The following is a 15,878-nucleotide window of genomic DNA, read 5'->3' as shown; positions in this document are numbered from 1 at the left end:
TATCACTCACTTAAATTACAATATTGGTTGTTCTGGATTCACCGCGTCTACATAGTACGTTTCAATAGACGAATCCACCTTACGAACTGCGACTTGCCAGGTCGGCTTTAATACTTGTCCTCTTACTTCACGCACAATGGAATAATATCCTAAACGTACGCTCATAACTTCATCGCCGCGTTCTAATTTTGTTTGATAATAAAGTACCTCTAATGCTTCTATCGCTGGGATTACTTTTTTCTTTTCATTATTTTTTCCTAATCCTTCTTGGATGTCTTTCAAATATGTTTGTTCAAATGATGTTACTTCATTCTTTTCGTTATATGAAAACTTTATCTGTGCTTTATCATTATTTAATATTGGATATTCTCCATACATCTGATCGAAATATAACTTTTTATTAGCACGATCAATACCGCTTAAAGTATATTCTTTTCCTTTATCAATCTCAGTAAGTAAATAATTTTTAATACCTTTTATAATATCATCTTCTTGAATTGCTGTTAATTTAATTGCCGGTTTAATTTCTACTTTTGTCACTGTGCTCAGTTCTTCACTTTTTTTTTCTAAATCAGAAGAGCTTTGTGTGAACCCAGCACTTTTACCTGATACGATATTCATCTTTACATTCTCTGCAGAAGGAAGCTTCGTTAATTTAATACCTTCTTTTTTAAAATCTAATTTTTCACTGCTCGTATCCTCTACAATATTCGCACGTTGTACTTTCTCATAGTATATATAGCCTAATGTTATATTAATGATGAGAAATACAAATATAAACAATGACGTTGTGTGCTTCCAATCCATTATACGAGCCTCCCATCTTGATACAATCTCCACTCATTATTGTATTTCACATACCACTCCGGCTCGAAAGATAATGTAGATTGAATTGTATCCTGATCTGAATAGACCATGTTAAAGCCGACCATCATATTACTGACTTGATCAAAATGATATTCCTGATTTGATGCGAGTTTATAACGGACCTCTTCAGCCGAAGGAAGTTTAGCAATATCTTTTGTTGAAGGGACTGCTACGCTTGTTGAATATAAACCACGTTTATATTCATAAACATCTTTATCTCCCCATACAATATCAATTTCACTAAGATGATTTTCATGAAATACTGGATATCCTTTAAAGAACATTTGATAGCTGATTGCATTATCAGATGATTTTATATCAAAATAACGATAATCATCAGTAAATCCGCCATGTTCACTAATAAAATTGAAACTGCTGATTAAGTGTTCAAGCGGTCGAGGTTTAGCATGATTGACTTCTGATAAATTATTGAATTTATACGTTGATTTATTTTTTACTTTCACAATACCTGTATTAGAGTTGTATGTTTTTGAGTCATTTTTATCTTTACGTTCGATAATACTATTTTTATCACCAAGCACTGCTTTATTAATATCATCTACACTAATTATATCTGCAAGGTAACTATATCTCTTAGTCTCTGAAGGATGTTCCGGCACATAGATACTTGTCTTTTCGTCTGTCGATTGTTCATTTGTTATTATTCCTGTATAGGATTCCATCGATTTTTCACTATGTTTAACGAATTCATTAAAATTATTGCTCGAAGCATCCATTTCAATTGCCACCATTGTCTGATGATCAGTAATGACATATAGGACTAAATTATCTTTTGAATAACTGTCCACAATGAGGCGATTAAATGTTTCATCGACATCACCTTTAAAAGTACTATCTAAAATATCCGATAAATACATAGACAATGGAAAGTCGCTTGCAAAATCTAATATTAGAAATCGTTCTTTCATTCCTTTAGGCATATAATTAATATTGAGTTGCTTTGTACTTATGGCAGTTATTTTCTTATTAGATAGACTATTAATATATTCCAGCAATATATCTTTGTTTGTCGTACCATAAATATTATTATTCGCATAACTTACCGCTTGATATGGCAAAAAAGCACTGTGAATATTATCTAAATTTTTAGGACTTAACGCCGTTGAACTTTTAGTAATGGAATTTTCTACATTCACAAGATTAGGTTTGAAGTTCCATATTTTATATGTCAATATAACGCTCATCAAAACAAGGATGAAAAGTGTTAGCCCTTTAAATATACTTTTATACATCCCATTCACCGTCATCTAGCACTTCACAAGGTAACGTTATATACACCGAAGTGCCGTACCCTTCCTTACTATTAGCCCAGATTCTCCCATTATGGGCTTCGATAATTTCCTTACTAATTGCGAGACCTAATCCAGTGCCGCCCATTTTACGTGTTCGTGCTTTATCTACACGGAAGAAACGATCAAAGATTTTATCTACTTTATTCAAAGGAATACCGATACCATTATCTTTAATTTGTATTGTCATACGATTGAATAACGTATTTTGTTTCACGTGGAATTCAACTTTCTTTCTTCCTTTAGAGTACTTCAATGCATTCGTAATTACATTATCAAATACTTGCGTCATCTTATCTGGATCTATTTCAACAAATATACCATTTTTAGGGATATCACGTATGAATGTCGCATTCTTTCCTTCTGACATCTCAAAGCGATCGATAATTTTGTGAATAAACATATTAAAATCAATCAACTCTTTATTTAAATTATCATCTGTATTATCCATCTTAGATAATTGGAGCAGATCATTAACTAATCGAATCATACGATCCGTTTCTTCTCTCGTCACACTTAAGAATTGCGGTGCTAAATTCTCATCTTTCCAGGCGCCCTCTTCCAATGCTTCAATATAACTACGCATACTTGTTAGTGGTGTACGTAATTCATGTGAAACATTCGCAACGAACTCACGTCGTTCATTCTCAACGTGATGTTGTTCGGTAACATCATGCAGCACTGCGATATAACCCGTAATAAACCCTGTATCTTGAATAATGGTACTAAACGATGCTCTTACAATAAGCCTTTCTTTTTCATTAATATCGATGATAATACCACCTGCAATATCCTGCAGTTCATCCAATGAATAATGCGCTTCGATTGCAAGGATGTCTAGAACATGACGTCCTTCTACATCATCTTTATTCATATCAAGCATCTTTAGTGCCATTTCATTAACAATACGTACACGACCACGTCTATCTGTCGCAATAACCCCATCTGACATGTGCGTGATTACTGAATCAAGTCTACGCTTTTCACTCTCTGTATTCGCCTGCGCTTCTTGCACACGCTTAGATAAGTTATTAAAAGTTAGTGCGAGCTCACCAATTTCATCGTTACCGTATACTTTAACACGATTTGTGTAGTTCCCCTTAGACATCTCTAGCGCTTGATTACGCATATCTGCAATAGGTTTAGTAATAGTTTTTGCGATAAAGAACCCAAGAATAATTGTAATTAACAATGACAGACCTGTACCGATAATAAAGATGCTATTGATTTTCATCAACTGCGCATACACCGGCTCAATAGATTCTTCAATATGAATAACACCAAGGATTTTATTGTCATCTTTAATTGGAAAATTCTTTACCCAGACCCTCACCTTACCGTTAGGATCATCACGCAGCTTAATACGATCATTCGTTTTCCCAAGTGATAAAGAATTTTGTATCTGTTTATCATTGATCTTCTGGTTAATATTTTCTTTAGTTGTATCGTTACTTGTCGCAAGGATAACTTCGGAATCATTAATAAAACGAATGGTATCTATCTCTGTTCTTAATGCATATTCATCTACAACTTTCTGGACTTCTTTTTGTATTTTATTTGGTGAAGATTTATTTTCGTTATATACAGTCCTAATATCATAGTTGATAGACTTTATTTGCTGATTAATATTTGTTTTAAAATTCTTTGTAAGCTCTTTTTCGAGATTATTTGTAAAATAAAGTCCGATAATTTGCATCCCAATAATAATTAATAAGACGTAAATAACAACGAGCTTTATATGTAACGACTGAAGTTTTTTAAAAATCGCTTTCATTCTATTACTCCTGCGTCTGCAAGAAATATCCTACACCACGGCGTGTCACAATATATTCTGGATGACTTGCATCATCTTCAATCTTTTCTCTTAGACGTCTAATTGTAACATCTACAGTTCTTACATCACCAAAATAATCATAGCCCCATACTGTCTGCAGTAAATGTTCACGTGTCATGACCTGCCCGATATGCTTTGCTAAATAATGAAAAAGTTCAAATTCACGGTGTGTCAGTTCGATATCTATACCACGTTTCTTTATTGAATAAGCTTCAGGGTAGACTACAATATCTTTAATGACAATATTTGTGGATTCTTCCTTCTCTTCAGATTGTGTTTGTGAGTAATGACGACGTAAATTGGCTTTAACCCGCGCAATCAGTTCACGTGTAGAGAATGGCTTTGTCACATAATCATCAGCACCAAGTTCCAGGCCTAACACTTTATCAATCTCAGAATCTTTAGCTGTCAGCATAATAATCGGCATATCGTATTTCTTACGCACTTCACGACAGACTTCCATACCATCACGACCTGGAAGCATAATATCTAGCAATACGATATCTGGTTGAATATCATAGATTAGTTCCACTGCATCATCGCCATCATAAGCGACATGAACTTCATAACCCTCTTTTTTTAAGTTAAATTCTAATATATCTGCAATCGGTTTTTCATCATCTACAACTACGATTTTTCTCGACATACATTTCCCTCATCTCATAAAAATTTTTATAAGTATCTATCTTATAATTTACCACTGTTCAACATCTTTTTCTATACTGCTGACAAGTACAAAAAAAGAAGATACGTAAACGTATCTTCTTTTGAGCGGTCCCGACGGGAATCGAACCCGCGATCTCCTGCGTGACAGGCAGGCATGTTAACCGCTACACCACGGGACCATGTATAAATATGTAATTGAAAAATAGTGACCCCTACGGGATTCGAACCCGTGTTACCGCCGTGAAAGGGCGGTGTCTTAACCGCTTGACCAAGGGGCCGAATTTTTTTAACACAAGATTGATTATAGCATGATAAATTTATAAATATCAAGCATATTTTTAAATAAATTTTGATTTTTTCTGTATAATTATTTATATATATTAGATTGGAGTGCACAACATGGATATAACTTCCGCAAAACCTATTAAAACCCATAAAAAACTTCCGTTAAAAGAAAAATTAAAACGGTTTATGATCATTACAATTGGCGCGATTCTAATGGCCATTGCACTTGAATTATTTCTCGTACCTAATAATCTATTAGATGGTGGTATTGTTGGTATATCGATCATGATAAGCCATTTCTTAAAATTGCCTATTGGACTCTTTATTTTCTTATTAAACATCCCTTTTTTCTACCTTGGTTATAAACAGATTGGTAAAACATTCGCACTCTCTACGCTCTATGGTATCGGTATACTATCCATCGGTACAGCACTATTACATCCAGTACCCGCATTTGCAGATGAAAAGTTTTTGGTCACTATCTTTGGTGGTGTCATTCTTGGACTCGGTGTTGGACTTGTTATCCGTTACGGAGGCTCTCTTGATGGTACAGAGATTCTTGCGATACTTATCAACAATAAGACTCCCTTTTCAGTAGGTGAAATTGTTATGGTCATTAACTTCTTTATCTACACCGCTGCAGGCTTTGTATTTACTTGGGAATCTGCCATGTATTCTGTTATTGCTTACTTTATCGCATCTAAAACCATCGATATTGTACAGCAAGGTCTCGACGAATCGAAATCTGTATGGATCATCAGCGATCAATACGAAGAAATTGGAGATGCTATTAATGATCGTCTCGGTCGTGGTGTTACTTATTTGAAAGGGGAAGGAGCATACACTGGTGATGACAAGAAAGTCATCTTCTGTGTCATTACGCGATTAGAAGAATTTAAACTTAAAGATATCGTCAATCATTATGATGACAGCGCCTTTGTTGCCATTGGGAACGTCTCTGAAGTTAAAGGCGGCAGATTTAAAAAGAAAGATATACATTAAAACAATTTTAAAAGCCATAAAACATTAAATGTTTTATGGCTTTTAATTTAAAGCTAATCGCTCAGGTGATAGCCTCTTATTGAAATGGCATCAGCTTCGCAGCTTCTTCAACAAAATCCAAAAGGTGCCGAAACAAAAAGCGCTTCTTTGGCACCTTTACGGGATTTTGCTCGAAGCTAATCGCTCAGGTGATAGCCTCTTATTTTTTCCATAAGTTTTCAAGTAAGTTCGTTTGATTTCTATCTGGTCCAACTGAGAAGATAGAAATCTTAACGTTACATAACTCAGAGATACGTTCTAAGTAACGACGTGCGTTATCAGGTAGCTCGTTCAATGATTTACATGAAGTCACGTCTTCAGTCCATCCTGGTAATTCTTCGAAAATCGGCTTACAACGATTTAATTCGTTTAAATTCGCTGGGTATTCTGTAATTTCCTTACCATCCAATTCATATGCTGTACAGATCTTAACAGTTTCTAAACCTGTTAATACATCAATTGAGTTAATTGATAAGTCCGTAATACCACTTGCACGGCGAGAATGGCGTAATACAACAGAGTCAAACCAACCTACACGACGTGGACGTCCAGTAGTCGTTCCGTATTCACGACCCACTTCACGAATATGATGACCATCTTCATCAAATAATTCAGTTGGGAATGGTCCATCCCCTACACGTGATGTGTAAGCTTTACATACACCGACAACTTTATCTATAAACGTTGGGCCTACACCTGTACCAACTGTTACGTTCCCTGCAATCGGGTTACTTGAAGTAACGAATGGGTATGTCCCGTGATCGATATCAAGCATCACTCCTTGAGCACCTTCAAATAACACTTTTTCCTCTGACATAAATGCATCGTCTAATACTTTTGCAGTATCTACTGTATATTCTTTTAGGCGTTGCCCAGCTGCATAATACTCATCAAAGATTTCTTCAAATTTAAATCCTTCAGCATTGAATAATTTTTCAAACATTTCGTTTTTCATTGCTAAGTTTTCTTTTAACTTTGTTTCGAACGTTTCTTTATCAAGTAAATCCGCCATACGAATACCGATACGTTGTACTTTATCTACATAAGATGGTCCGATTCCTTTTTTCGTTGTACCAATCTTATTATCACCGCGTTTTTCTTCTTCTAATTCATCTTGTTTTAAATGATACGGTAAAATAACTTGTGCACGGTTTGAAATACGTAAGTTATCAGTTTTTACACCACGTTCATTCAGTGCATCTAATTCTTTTAATAATGCAACAGGATCTACTACTACACCATTTCCAATAACAGATAGTTTATCTGAATAGAAAATACCTGATGGTACTAAATGCAATTTGTATGTTTCTCCACCAAATTTAATTGTATGCCCTGCGTTATTACCACCTGAAAAACGCGCAATAACGTTTGCTTCTTCTGCTAAAAAGTCCGTGATTTTACCTTTACCTTCGTCTCCCCATTGAGTCCCAACAACTACGATTGATGACATGAGTGCACCTCCAAATTTTGTTCACTAACCTTAAACATTTTAACAATGAAATCGGGAAAAATCAACTAAAAAACGAACATTAATAAATATTCACTTATTTCACTAAAAGACATAGAAATAGAGATTATGAACATCTGACTTTTAAAAAAACATTGATATTTCAGCATTTTATTAAATAACAATTTAATAATTTATCATTTATTATTTTATTTTTTCACAAACTATCTTGTAGTTTCCTAGTCATATATAATATAAAAACCGTACAATTAATTAATAACAAAAATTAATGTACGGTTTTTATTCATTTTATACACTTTACTCATTAATATACATCTGAATGTGCATAATCAATATCTGTAAATTTGTTATATTGCTTTAAGAAATGAAGTTTAACTGTTCCTGTCGGACCATTACGTTGCTTCGCAATAATAATTTCTATTTCCCCGTTTTCCTCTTGAGCCCCTGCATCTACTTCTTCTTCACCATCTTCACCATTACCACGATTGTAATAATCATCTCGATATAAGAATGCAACGATATCTGCATCTTGCTCAATCGAACCTGATTCACGAATATCACTCATCATTGGACGTTTATCCTGTCTTTGTTCCACGCCACGAGATAACTGTGATAACGCAATTACAGGACATTCTAGTTCTCTAGCTAAAGCTTTCAGCATACGCGAGATTTCTGATACTTCTTGTTGTCTGTTGTCACTGGAACGACTTCCTGAACCTTGAATAAGTTGAAGATAATCAATCAGTATCATATCTAATCCATGTTCTTGTTTTAGTCTTCTACACTTAGAACGGATATCTGTAATACGGATACCTGGTGTATCATCTATATATATATTTGTCTTAGATAGCTTACCCACTGCTACTGTGAAACGATTCCAGTCTTCTCCATCCATTGTTCCTGTACGTAATCTATTAGAATCTACGTTCCCTGTACTACAAATCATACGTGTTGCTAACTGATCAGCACCCATCTCAAGACTAAATATCCCCACACTATAAGGCGTCTCATCGCCTCGATCATGCGTTGCTACTTGTGTTGCAATATTTAAGGCGAAAGCGGTCTTACCTACCGAAGGACGTGCTGCAATAATGATTAGATCATTTCTGTTGAACCCAGCCGTCATTTGATCAAGATCTCTATATCCAGTAGGGATACCTGGGGTCTGCCCTTGGTTCTTATCAAGTTCTTCAGCATTATTAAAGACTTGCGTCAATACATCTTTGATTTCCTGAAAACCTTCTGTTCCTCTAGAAGTAGACACTTCCATAATGCGCTTTTCGGCATCAGAAAGTAACGTTTCGAGATCTAGTGTCTCATTATAACCATCCGCCATAATAGTGTCTGCCGTATGAATTAATCGTCGCTTTACAGCATCTTTATAGACGATATCCGCGTAAAAATCTACATTACGGGCACTCGGTACAATTGCAGCTAAATCTACAAGATACATTTCTCCACCAGCCGCTTCTAATGTCCCGTCTGATGTCATCTGATCTGCTACAGTTACAATATCTACTATTTCATTTTTCTCAGACAATGTCATCATCGCTTCAAATATATGTTGATGCGACTGTCTGTAAAAATGCCCAGGAACGAGTACTTCTAGAACGGAAGATAATACTTCATTATCGATAAAGATAGCGCCTAAAACTGACTGTTCCGCAACTAAATTAAACGGGAGTTTCTTACCTTCAAGATAATCTGCCATATTATCCTCCTTATCTATTACGCTTCAGTTACATGCACTTTTAATGTGCCGCTTACCTTGTTATGAAGTTTAACAGGCACATTTGTATAGCCTAAACTTCTGATACCATCATGTAAATCCATTTTACGTTTATCAATTTTAATACCATGTTGTTTATTTAATGCATCAGCAACTTGTTTAGAGCTGACTGAACCAAATAAACGACCACCTTCACCTGACTTTGCAGTCACTTTAACTTCTAATGCTTCTAATTTTTCTTTTAATGCTTGTGCATCTTCAAGTTCTTGCTGCTTATCTGCCTCTACTCTTTTCTTCTGCGCTTCTAGCTGTTTTAAATTACCTGGTGTTGCTTCAACAGCTAATTTATTCTTTAATAAGAAATTATTCGCATATCCTACAGGTACTTCTTTAATTTCACCTTTTTTACCTTTTCCTCTAACGTCTTGTGTAAATATAACTTTCATTTTATTCCTCTCCTTCATCATGAATAATATTTCTAAGCTGACTGATAACTTCTTCAACAGTCATGTCTTCAATTTGGGTTGCTGCATTAGATAAATGGCCACCACCACCCATCTTTTCCATTACAAGCTGTACGTTGATTTCACCTAATGAACGCGCTGATATTCCGACAACATTATCTTTACGTTTGGCTACTACGAATGAAGCTTCAACACCTTCAATGTTAAGTAGCTGATCTGCTGCTTGTGCAACAATAACAGGATGAATCACTTCATCACTAGGACCATGCGCAATCGCAATACCGTTATCTTCAAGAACCACTGTCTGAATAATTTCTGAGCGCTTAATGTAAGTCTCCATATCATCCTTTAGGAAATGCTGACATAATATCGTATCTGCACCATGATTTCTTAAGAAACTTGCTGCATCAAATGTTCTGGAACCTGTGCGTAATGTGAAGTTGCGTGTATCGACAATAATACCTGCAAGCATTACAGTCGCTTCCAGTCGCGTTAATTTATAATCGGTCGGTTGATATTCTAGTAACTCTGTCACCAGTTCAGCTGTCGAACTAGCATATTGTTCCATATAAACAAGTAATGGGTTTGATACAAATTCTTCTCCTCGTCTATGATGGTCAATAACAACCTTTCTGGAAGCTTTGTTTAATATATTTTCATCTATAACCATCTCTGGTTTATGTGTATCCACGATGACTAAAGTTGTGCGTTTCGTCATTAGATTCCAAGCATCTTCTGAACTAATAAAGATTTCGTTTAGCTCTGGCTTTTCAGCAATCTCTGTCATTACACGCGATAACGTATCATCGATATCATGATCATTGAGTATTATATTTGCCTTTAGATTATTCATCTTCGCAAATCGTGCCACACCGATTGCAGCACCAATAGCGTCCATATCAGGGCGTTTATGCCCCATAATCATCACATTATCTCCTTCAACAAGAATATCCTTCAATGCATGTGATACTACACGAGCTCTGACACGTGTACGTTTTTCCATAGGATCTGTCTTGCCGCCATAAAATCTCACATTCCCATTTATATGTTTAATCGCTACTTGATCTCCACCACGTCCAAGGGCTAAATCTAAACTTGATTGCGCAAGTGTACCTAATTCAATTAAGTTATCAGCACCTTCACCAATCCCTACACTCAAAGTGACATGTGTCTTAATTTCACGGCTTTTATCTCTAATATTATCAAGTAAATTAAATTTTGTTTCTTCGATTGAGTGCAATATTTTTTGATTAAAGAACATCATAAACTGATCCGATTGATATCTTTTGATATAAACATTATTAAGTTCTGCCCACTTATTGATTTCCATAGACATTAAGCTATTAATCTCGGTACGTTGGGCATCGGTCATGTTTTGAGTGACTTCGTCAAAATTATCTAAAAACATAATACCAATTACAGGCCTTGCATCTTCAAATAATTGATGTGTTTCAATCTTATCAGTAATATCGAAGAAATATAGTACATTATTCTCTTCAGAAAACATCACTTTAAATTTGTAGTCTTTGTATTGAGCATTCGCCTCATTAACCGCGCTTACCTTAAGTTGGTTCAGCAAGTTCGGAAAAATATCATGAATAGATTCTGAAATAATAGGCTCACTAATTTTTTCATTCATAAAATGGTTATACCATTCAATATGCTCATTTTCATCTAGCAGCAGAATTCCTATTGGTAACTCACTTATCGCATAGTTCTTTCCATTACCAATTACAGTGGACAAATTCTCAATATAACGCTCATTTTGTCTCAAACTATGTTTAAAGTAAGAGTAGGAAATGCAGATAATAATAAATAGAATCACACTGGTCACTCCAGCTAACATCGCATCTTCAGTATACAAAATCCCTGTCACGATGATAGCAGCAAGCGTCATCACAATAAAGGGTATGATCAATGTCTGCCTGTTATACTTTCTGTTCATGTTGACACCTCTTCGTTAAATTTATAATCTTACTTGCGCTTAATATTAGATTTTAAATTCAATATCATATCTATCATTCCAAAGATTTGTGTCACTGGTGAGAAAATAAATGCAAATATGTATATTAAAATGTTTAATACTGGATGTGTACGTTTTACTTTTATAAAGAAGCTAAACAGCGAGAGTCCCTGGATGAATATAACCCATTCTAACACATACTTAAAGTTTGTGACTATGCCTAACAGCACGACATCCGTATCTGTAATGAAGAGTGCAATAAAAAGCGTAAGAAAGTATAGATATAGCACTACTTTTGGAATACGCCACATATATAACGGTCGGAAATTTGGTGTCGATACTTTAAACTTTCTTACAAATGGAAAAGTAATGCTGATTTGAATAAGGGATAATATAAATAAAAATAAAATTAATAACCCTGGTATTTGTAACACTAATGCATCCATACTCGTTAAAAATAAATCAGCGTATGTTTTAGTAACTGTGCCTTTTTCAACCTCTGCCATTAATAAGTTATAGTAAGCATCTGTAGCAGGGGCAAAAATATCCGCCATTTTCGGTATAACACCAGCCATTTGCAATATAATTATAGCGATTAACGAAAAAACGGCATAAAACACAGTCAAAATGTATAGTATACGTTCCTTAGAAGCTTTCTCTTTTAATAATTGGCCTACAATATAACCTCCAAAAATAACGCTTAACATAATTTGCATTGTGAATATCGAAGCAAATATAACAGCGATAAGAATTACAAAACTCATCACATAGTAACTTTCTTTAGAGTGATAATACAAAGTCACTGCAGGAATAAGCAAAAAAGGTGCAATAATTAAGAATAGCCCTGGTACAAAATGAATGATTATTGTTGCTAATAGCATAATAATAGAAGTTACAATTGTTTTTCTTATATCAATATTCAAATTAAAATCTCACTTTCTTAAAACAAAAATTTCGATAACTACTCTATTTTACAACTTTCTTTCTCAAGTCTCAATTTTTCAGAACAAAATAAAAAACTGAGGCAATTTTGCCCCAGCTACAATTATATTTATTATTCTTCGATTGCAAATTCAGCGTTAACTTCGAATTTAGCTTCTTTACCAATCATAACGCCACCTGTTTCTAAGGCTTGATTAAAGTTGATGCCATATTTTTCACGGTTAACTGATCCATTTACGATAAATCCAGTTACACTGCTTCCATCCATTGGATTTTTATGAACACCGTTAAATTCTAAATCAAATGTTTCTTCATGCGTTTGATCTTTAATTGTTAAGTCGCCTGTTACTTTGTTTTGAGTAATAGACTTAGATACAAATTTAATCTCCGGATATTTTTCTACATCGAAGAAATCAGCAGATTTTAAATGCCCGTCACGGTCTGCATTGTTCGTGTTAATAGAATCTACTTTTACAGAAGCTGTTAATTGTAGAGATGTTAAATCGTTGATGTCTCCTGTAGCTTGTCCATCAAATTCAGTAAATTCACCTTTCACTTTTGATACCATTAAATGTTTGATAGAGAATTCTACGTTACTGTGTACTGGGTCTAGTTTAAAGTTTGTCATCATTAAGTTCCACCTTTTAAGTTTTTTATACCGATTCAGAAATGCCAGTTCATATCGTTAAATAATTATGACCTTCCTTTTCGTTATAATTAATATATCAAATATAAAAAATATATTCAACTATAAAAATTATATAACAAAAGTTTTTATATTCCGATAATTCTGTCTTATTATAACATCATATTAAAAGACGATTCAAATGATAACATTGAACCGCCTCTGCTTATTATTTAATTACAGTTTGTCCACCCATATATGGAACGAGTACTTCTGGAACTGTGATAGATCCATCTTCATTTTGATAATTTTCGACTACTGCAGCAAAAGTACGTCCTACAGCTAGTCCTGAACCATTCAATGTATTTACAAGTTCAGCTTTTGCATTTTTATCGCGCTTGAAGCGAATATTTGCACGTCGTGCCTGGAAGTCTGTCATATTTGAACATGAGCTAATTTCTTTATAGGCATCATAACTTGGCAGCCACACTTCAACATCATAAGTTTTTGCAGCACCAAATCCGATATCTCCAGAACATAAAGCAATCGTACGATAAGGAATATTTAATTTCTCCAGAATACTTTCAGCTGAACGTGTCATATCTTCTAACGCAGCGTAAGAATCTTCAGGGCGTTCAAAGCGCACCATTTCGACTTTGTTAAATTGGTGCATACGAATTAATCCACGTGTATCACGGCCTGCTGATCCTGCTTCGCTTCTGAAACATGCCGTCATCGCAGTAAATTTCGTAGGTAACATATCATTTGTTAAGATTTCGTCACGATAGAAGTTCGTTAGTGGTACCTCTGAAGTCGGAATTGTATATAAACCTTCTTTTTCAACTTTGAATAAGTCTTCTTCAAACTTAGGAAGTTGTCCTGTACCAAACATAGAAGCAGCATTTACGAGTTGTGGTGTCACCATTTCTTCGTATCCGTTTGCACGATGTGTATCTAACATAAAGTTCATTAATGCTCGTTCTAAACGCGCACCATCTTTCGTTAAAAATGCGAAACGTGCACCTGAAACTTTAGCAGCACGCTCAAAATCAGCCATTTTTAAATTTTCGACGATATCCCAATGCGCTTTTGCGTCGAAATCAAATGTACGTGGTGTTCCCCATTTCTTTACTTCAACGTTTTCATCCTCATCTTTGCCAAATGGTGTTTCATCGCTTACTAAGTTCGGCAAACGTACAAGTTTATCCTTCAACGTTTGAGATACTTCGTTCAACTCAGTATCAATACGCTTTATTTCTTCACCCACTTCACGCATTGCTTTAATTGCATCGTCTGCATTTTCCTTATTACGTTTTTTCTGTGCAATTTCTTCGCTGGTTTTATTACGTTTTGCTTTTAATTCTTCAGTTCTTGCTGTAAGTTCACGTGCTGCTGTATCAAGCGCTAAAATTTCATCAACGATGGAAGTATCAATTGCACGCATTTCTAATTTTTTCTTAACGAATTCTGGTTCTGTTCTAAATAATTTAATGTCTAACATTTGTATTGCCTCCTCATATTTTATATGTGGGTAACAAAAAATACCACATCCCTTGAAAGGGACGTGGTATTTACGCGTTGCCACCCTAATTAATAGTCAGTACGACTATTCTCTCAATTAAATAACGGTTAAGCCGATTTATCCTCAATGCAATGGGTAGAAATTCATCAATACATTTCGTAACTTCCACCAGCCGTTACGTCTCTTATAAAAATGTATTCACTACTTATCCCAAACAGACAAATAATATATTTAAATTTAATTTCATATTATCAAATTCATTTTAGAATTTCAACTATATCTGTTATAGTTATATGGACATTGAAACATAAAAGGAGAATGGTTATGCAGTTAATCAATGAAATACGTATACCTAGACGTAAACCTTATAGTCATAAAGGAGATTACGGACGTATATTACTCATCGGTGGTAATCAAAATATGGGCGGATCAATTATGATTGCTGCTCGTGCATGTGTATATAGCGGTGGTGGTTTAACAACAGTAGCTACCCATCATTCAAATCATACTGCTCTGCATTCCCGTTGCCCAGAAGCTATGGTTTCAGATATTAATGATATTAAACGTTTAACAAAACTTATCGAAAATGCTGATTGTATACTCATCGGACCAGGACTCGGTTTAGATTTCCAAGGAAATAATGTTCTAACGCTACTATTTCAACACATTAAAGAAGAACAGAGCTTGATTATTGATGGGGATGCAATAACGATCTTAAGCAAACTAAAACATCCATTTCCTAAATGTAATGTAATACTTACGCCACACCAGATGGAGTGGGAGCGTATCAGCGGCATCAGCATCGATGAACAGACACCAGAACTCAATCGAATAAAAGCTAATGAATTTGGAGCACATGTTATATTGAAACAACATGAAACAGAACTATACCTTAAAAGCGATGATTATAAGATTACAGTAGGAGATCCCGCCATGGCCTCAGGAGGTATGGGTGATGCCTTGGCAGGCATCATTGCAAGCTTTATTGGACAATTCGATACAGAGGAAGCGATAAAGCAGGCTGTTTATATCCATAGTCTTATAGGAGATAAACTTGCTCGTGATATGTATGTAGTACCACCATCTGCTATTATAGATCAGCTACCTTATATGATGAAAGAATTAGAAGAGGATGAGGCATAATGCCTCATCCTCTTCTAAA

General features: G+C 35.0%; 13 protein-coding genes, 2 tRNA genes and 1 other annotated feature. Of the genes, 2 read left to right on the top strand and 13 right to left on the bottom strand.

The window, feature by feature from the left end:
* Window positions 1-15 precede the first annotated feature (15 nt).
* From yycI to KYI10_00110, 6 genes are all read right to left on the bottom strand, one after another.
* Window positions 16-807, bottom strand: coding sequence for a two-component system regulatory protein YycI (gene yycI / locus KYI10_00135; GenBank protein QYA32899.1), 792 nt, complete (start codon window positions 805-807; stop codon window positions 16-18).
* The gene (gene yycH, locus KYI10_00130) at window positions 807-2,120 is read right to left on the bottom strand and encodes a two-component system activity regulator YycH (GenBank protein ID QYA32898.1); all 1,314 of its coding nucleotides are present in this window, start codon (window positions 2,118-2,120) and stop codon (window positions 807-809) included. Before yycH ends, yycI begins: the two co-directional genes overlap by 1 nt.
* Entirely contained in the window at window positions 2,113-3,951 is a 1,839-nt protein-coding gene (walK, locus tag KYI10_00125; protein QYA32897.1) for a cell wall metabolism sensor histidine kinase WalK, read from the bottom strand. Before walK ends, yycH begins: the two co-directional genes overlap by 8 nt.
* A 4-nt stretch (window positions 3,952-3,955) precedes the next feature.
* Window positions 3,956-4,657 carry a response regulator YycF gene (yycF, locus tag KYI10_00120; protein ID QYA32896.1) on the bottom strand — a complete coding sequence of 234 codons (702 nt, stop codon included), beginning with the start codon at window positions 4,655-4,657 and terminating at the stop codon, window positions 3,956-3,958.
* 126 nt (window positions 4,658-4,783) lie between these two features.
* Window positions 4,784-4,856, bottom strand: a tRNA-Asp gene (locus tag KYI10_00115).
* Window positions 4,857-4,883: 27 nt separating this feature from the next.
* Window positions 4,884-4,955, bottom strand: a tRNA-Glu gene (locus tag KYI10_00110).
* A 121-nt stretch (window positions 4,956-5,076) separates the two neighbouring features.
* On the opposite strand from KYI10_00110, the gene KYI10_00105 reads away from it, so the two are divergent.
* On the top strand, window positions 5,077-5,964 hold the full coding sequence (locus tag KYI10_00105; GenBank protein ID QYA32895.1) for a YitT family protein: 888 nt from the start codon (window positions 5,077-5,079) through the stop codon (window positions 5,962-5,964).
* A 199-nt stretch (window positions 5,965-6,163) separates the two neighbouring features.
* Here the strand turns inward: KYI10_00105 and KYI10_00100 are convergent, their stop codons facing one another.
* From KYI10_00100 to serS, 7 genes are all read right to left on the bottom strand, one after another.
* Window positions 6,164-7,453 (bottom strand): adenylosuccinate synthase, encoded by a 1,290-nt coding sequence (locus tag KYI10_00100; protein ID QYA32894.1) that lies wholly within the window; start codon window positions 7,451-7,453, stop codon window positions 6,164-6,166.
* Window positions 7,454-7,775: 322 nt separating this feature from the next.
* Entirely contained in the window at window positions 7,776-9,182 is a 1,407-nt protein-coding gene (dnaB, locus tag KYI10_00095; protein QYA32893.1) for a replicative DNA helicase, read from the bottom strand.
* Between the two features lie 17 nt (window positions 9,183-9,199).
* Complete coding sequence (rplI, locus tag KYI10_00090; protein ID QYA32892.1) at window positions 9,200-9,646, bottom strand: 50S ribosomal protein L9; 447 nt, start codon at window positions 9,644-9,646, stop codon at window positions 9,200-9,202.
* 1 nt (window position 9,647) lies between these two features.
* On the bottom strand, window positions 9,648-11,609 hold the full coding sequence (locus KYI10_00085) for a DHH family phosphoesterase (GenBank protein ID QYA32891.1): 1,962 nt from the start codon (window positions 11,607-11,609) through the stop codon (window positions 9,648-9,650).
* A 29-nt stretch (window positions 11,610-11,638) separates the two neighbouring features.
* A complete protein-coding gene (locus tag KYI10_00080; protein ID QYA32890.1) occupies window positions 11,639-12,508 on the bottom strand; it encodes a DUF2232 domain-containing protein in 870 nt (289 codons plus the stop codon).
* A gap of 173 nt (window positions 12,509-12,681) precedes the next feature.
* Window positions 12,682-13,197, bottom strand: a complete 516-nt coding sequence (locus KYI10_00075) for a YceI family protein (protein ID QYA33853.1) — start codon at window positions 13,195-13,197, stop codon at window positions 12,682-12,684.
* 226 nt (window positions 13,198-13,423) lie between these two features.
* Entirely contained in the window at window positions 13,424-14,695 is a 1,272-nt protein-coding gene (gene serS / locus KYI10_00070) for a serine--tRNA ligase (protein ID QYA32889.1), read from the bottom strand.
* 54 nt (window positions 14,696-14,749) lie between these two features.
* Window positions 14,750-14,943 (bottom strand) — a binding site (T-box leader).
* 97 nt (window positions 14,944-15,040) lie between these two features.
* Between serS and KYI10_00065 the strand changes: the two genes are divergently transcribed.
* Window positions 15,041-15,859: an NAD(P)H-hydrate dehydratase gene (locus KYI10_00065; protein ID QYA32888.1), complete on the top strand. Its 819-nt coding sequence runs from the start codon at window positions 15,041-15,043 to the stop codon at window positions 15,857-15,859.
* Window positions 15,860-15,878: the final 19 nt, after the last annotated feature.

The organism is Macrococcus sp. 19Msa1099 (assembly GCA_019357535.2).
Taxonomy (GTDB): domain Bacteria; phylum Bacillota; class Bacilli; order Staphylococcales; family Staphylococcaceae; genus Macrococcoides; species Macrococcoides psychrotolerans.
Note: the sequence above shows the minus strand (reverse complement) of the source record. Positions and strands in the feature narration are given on the sequence as shown.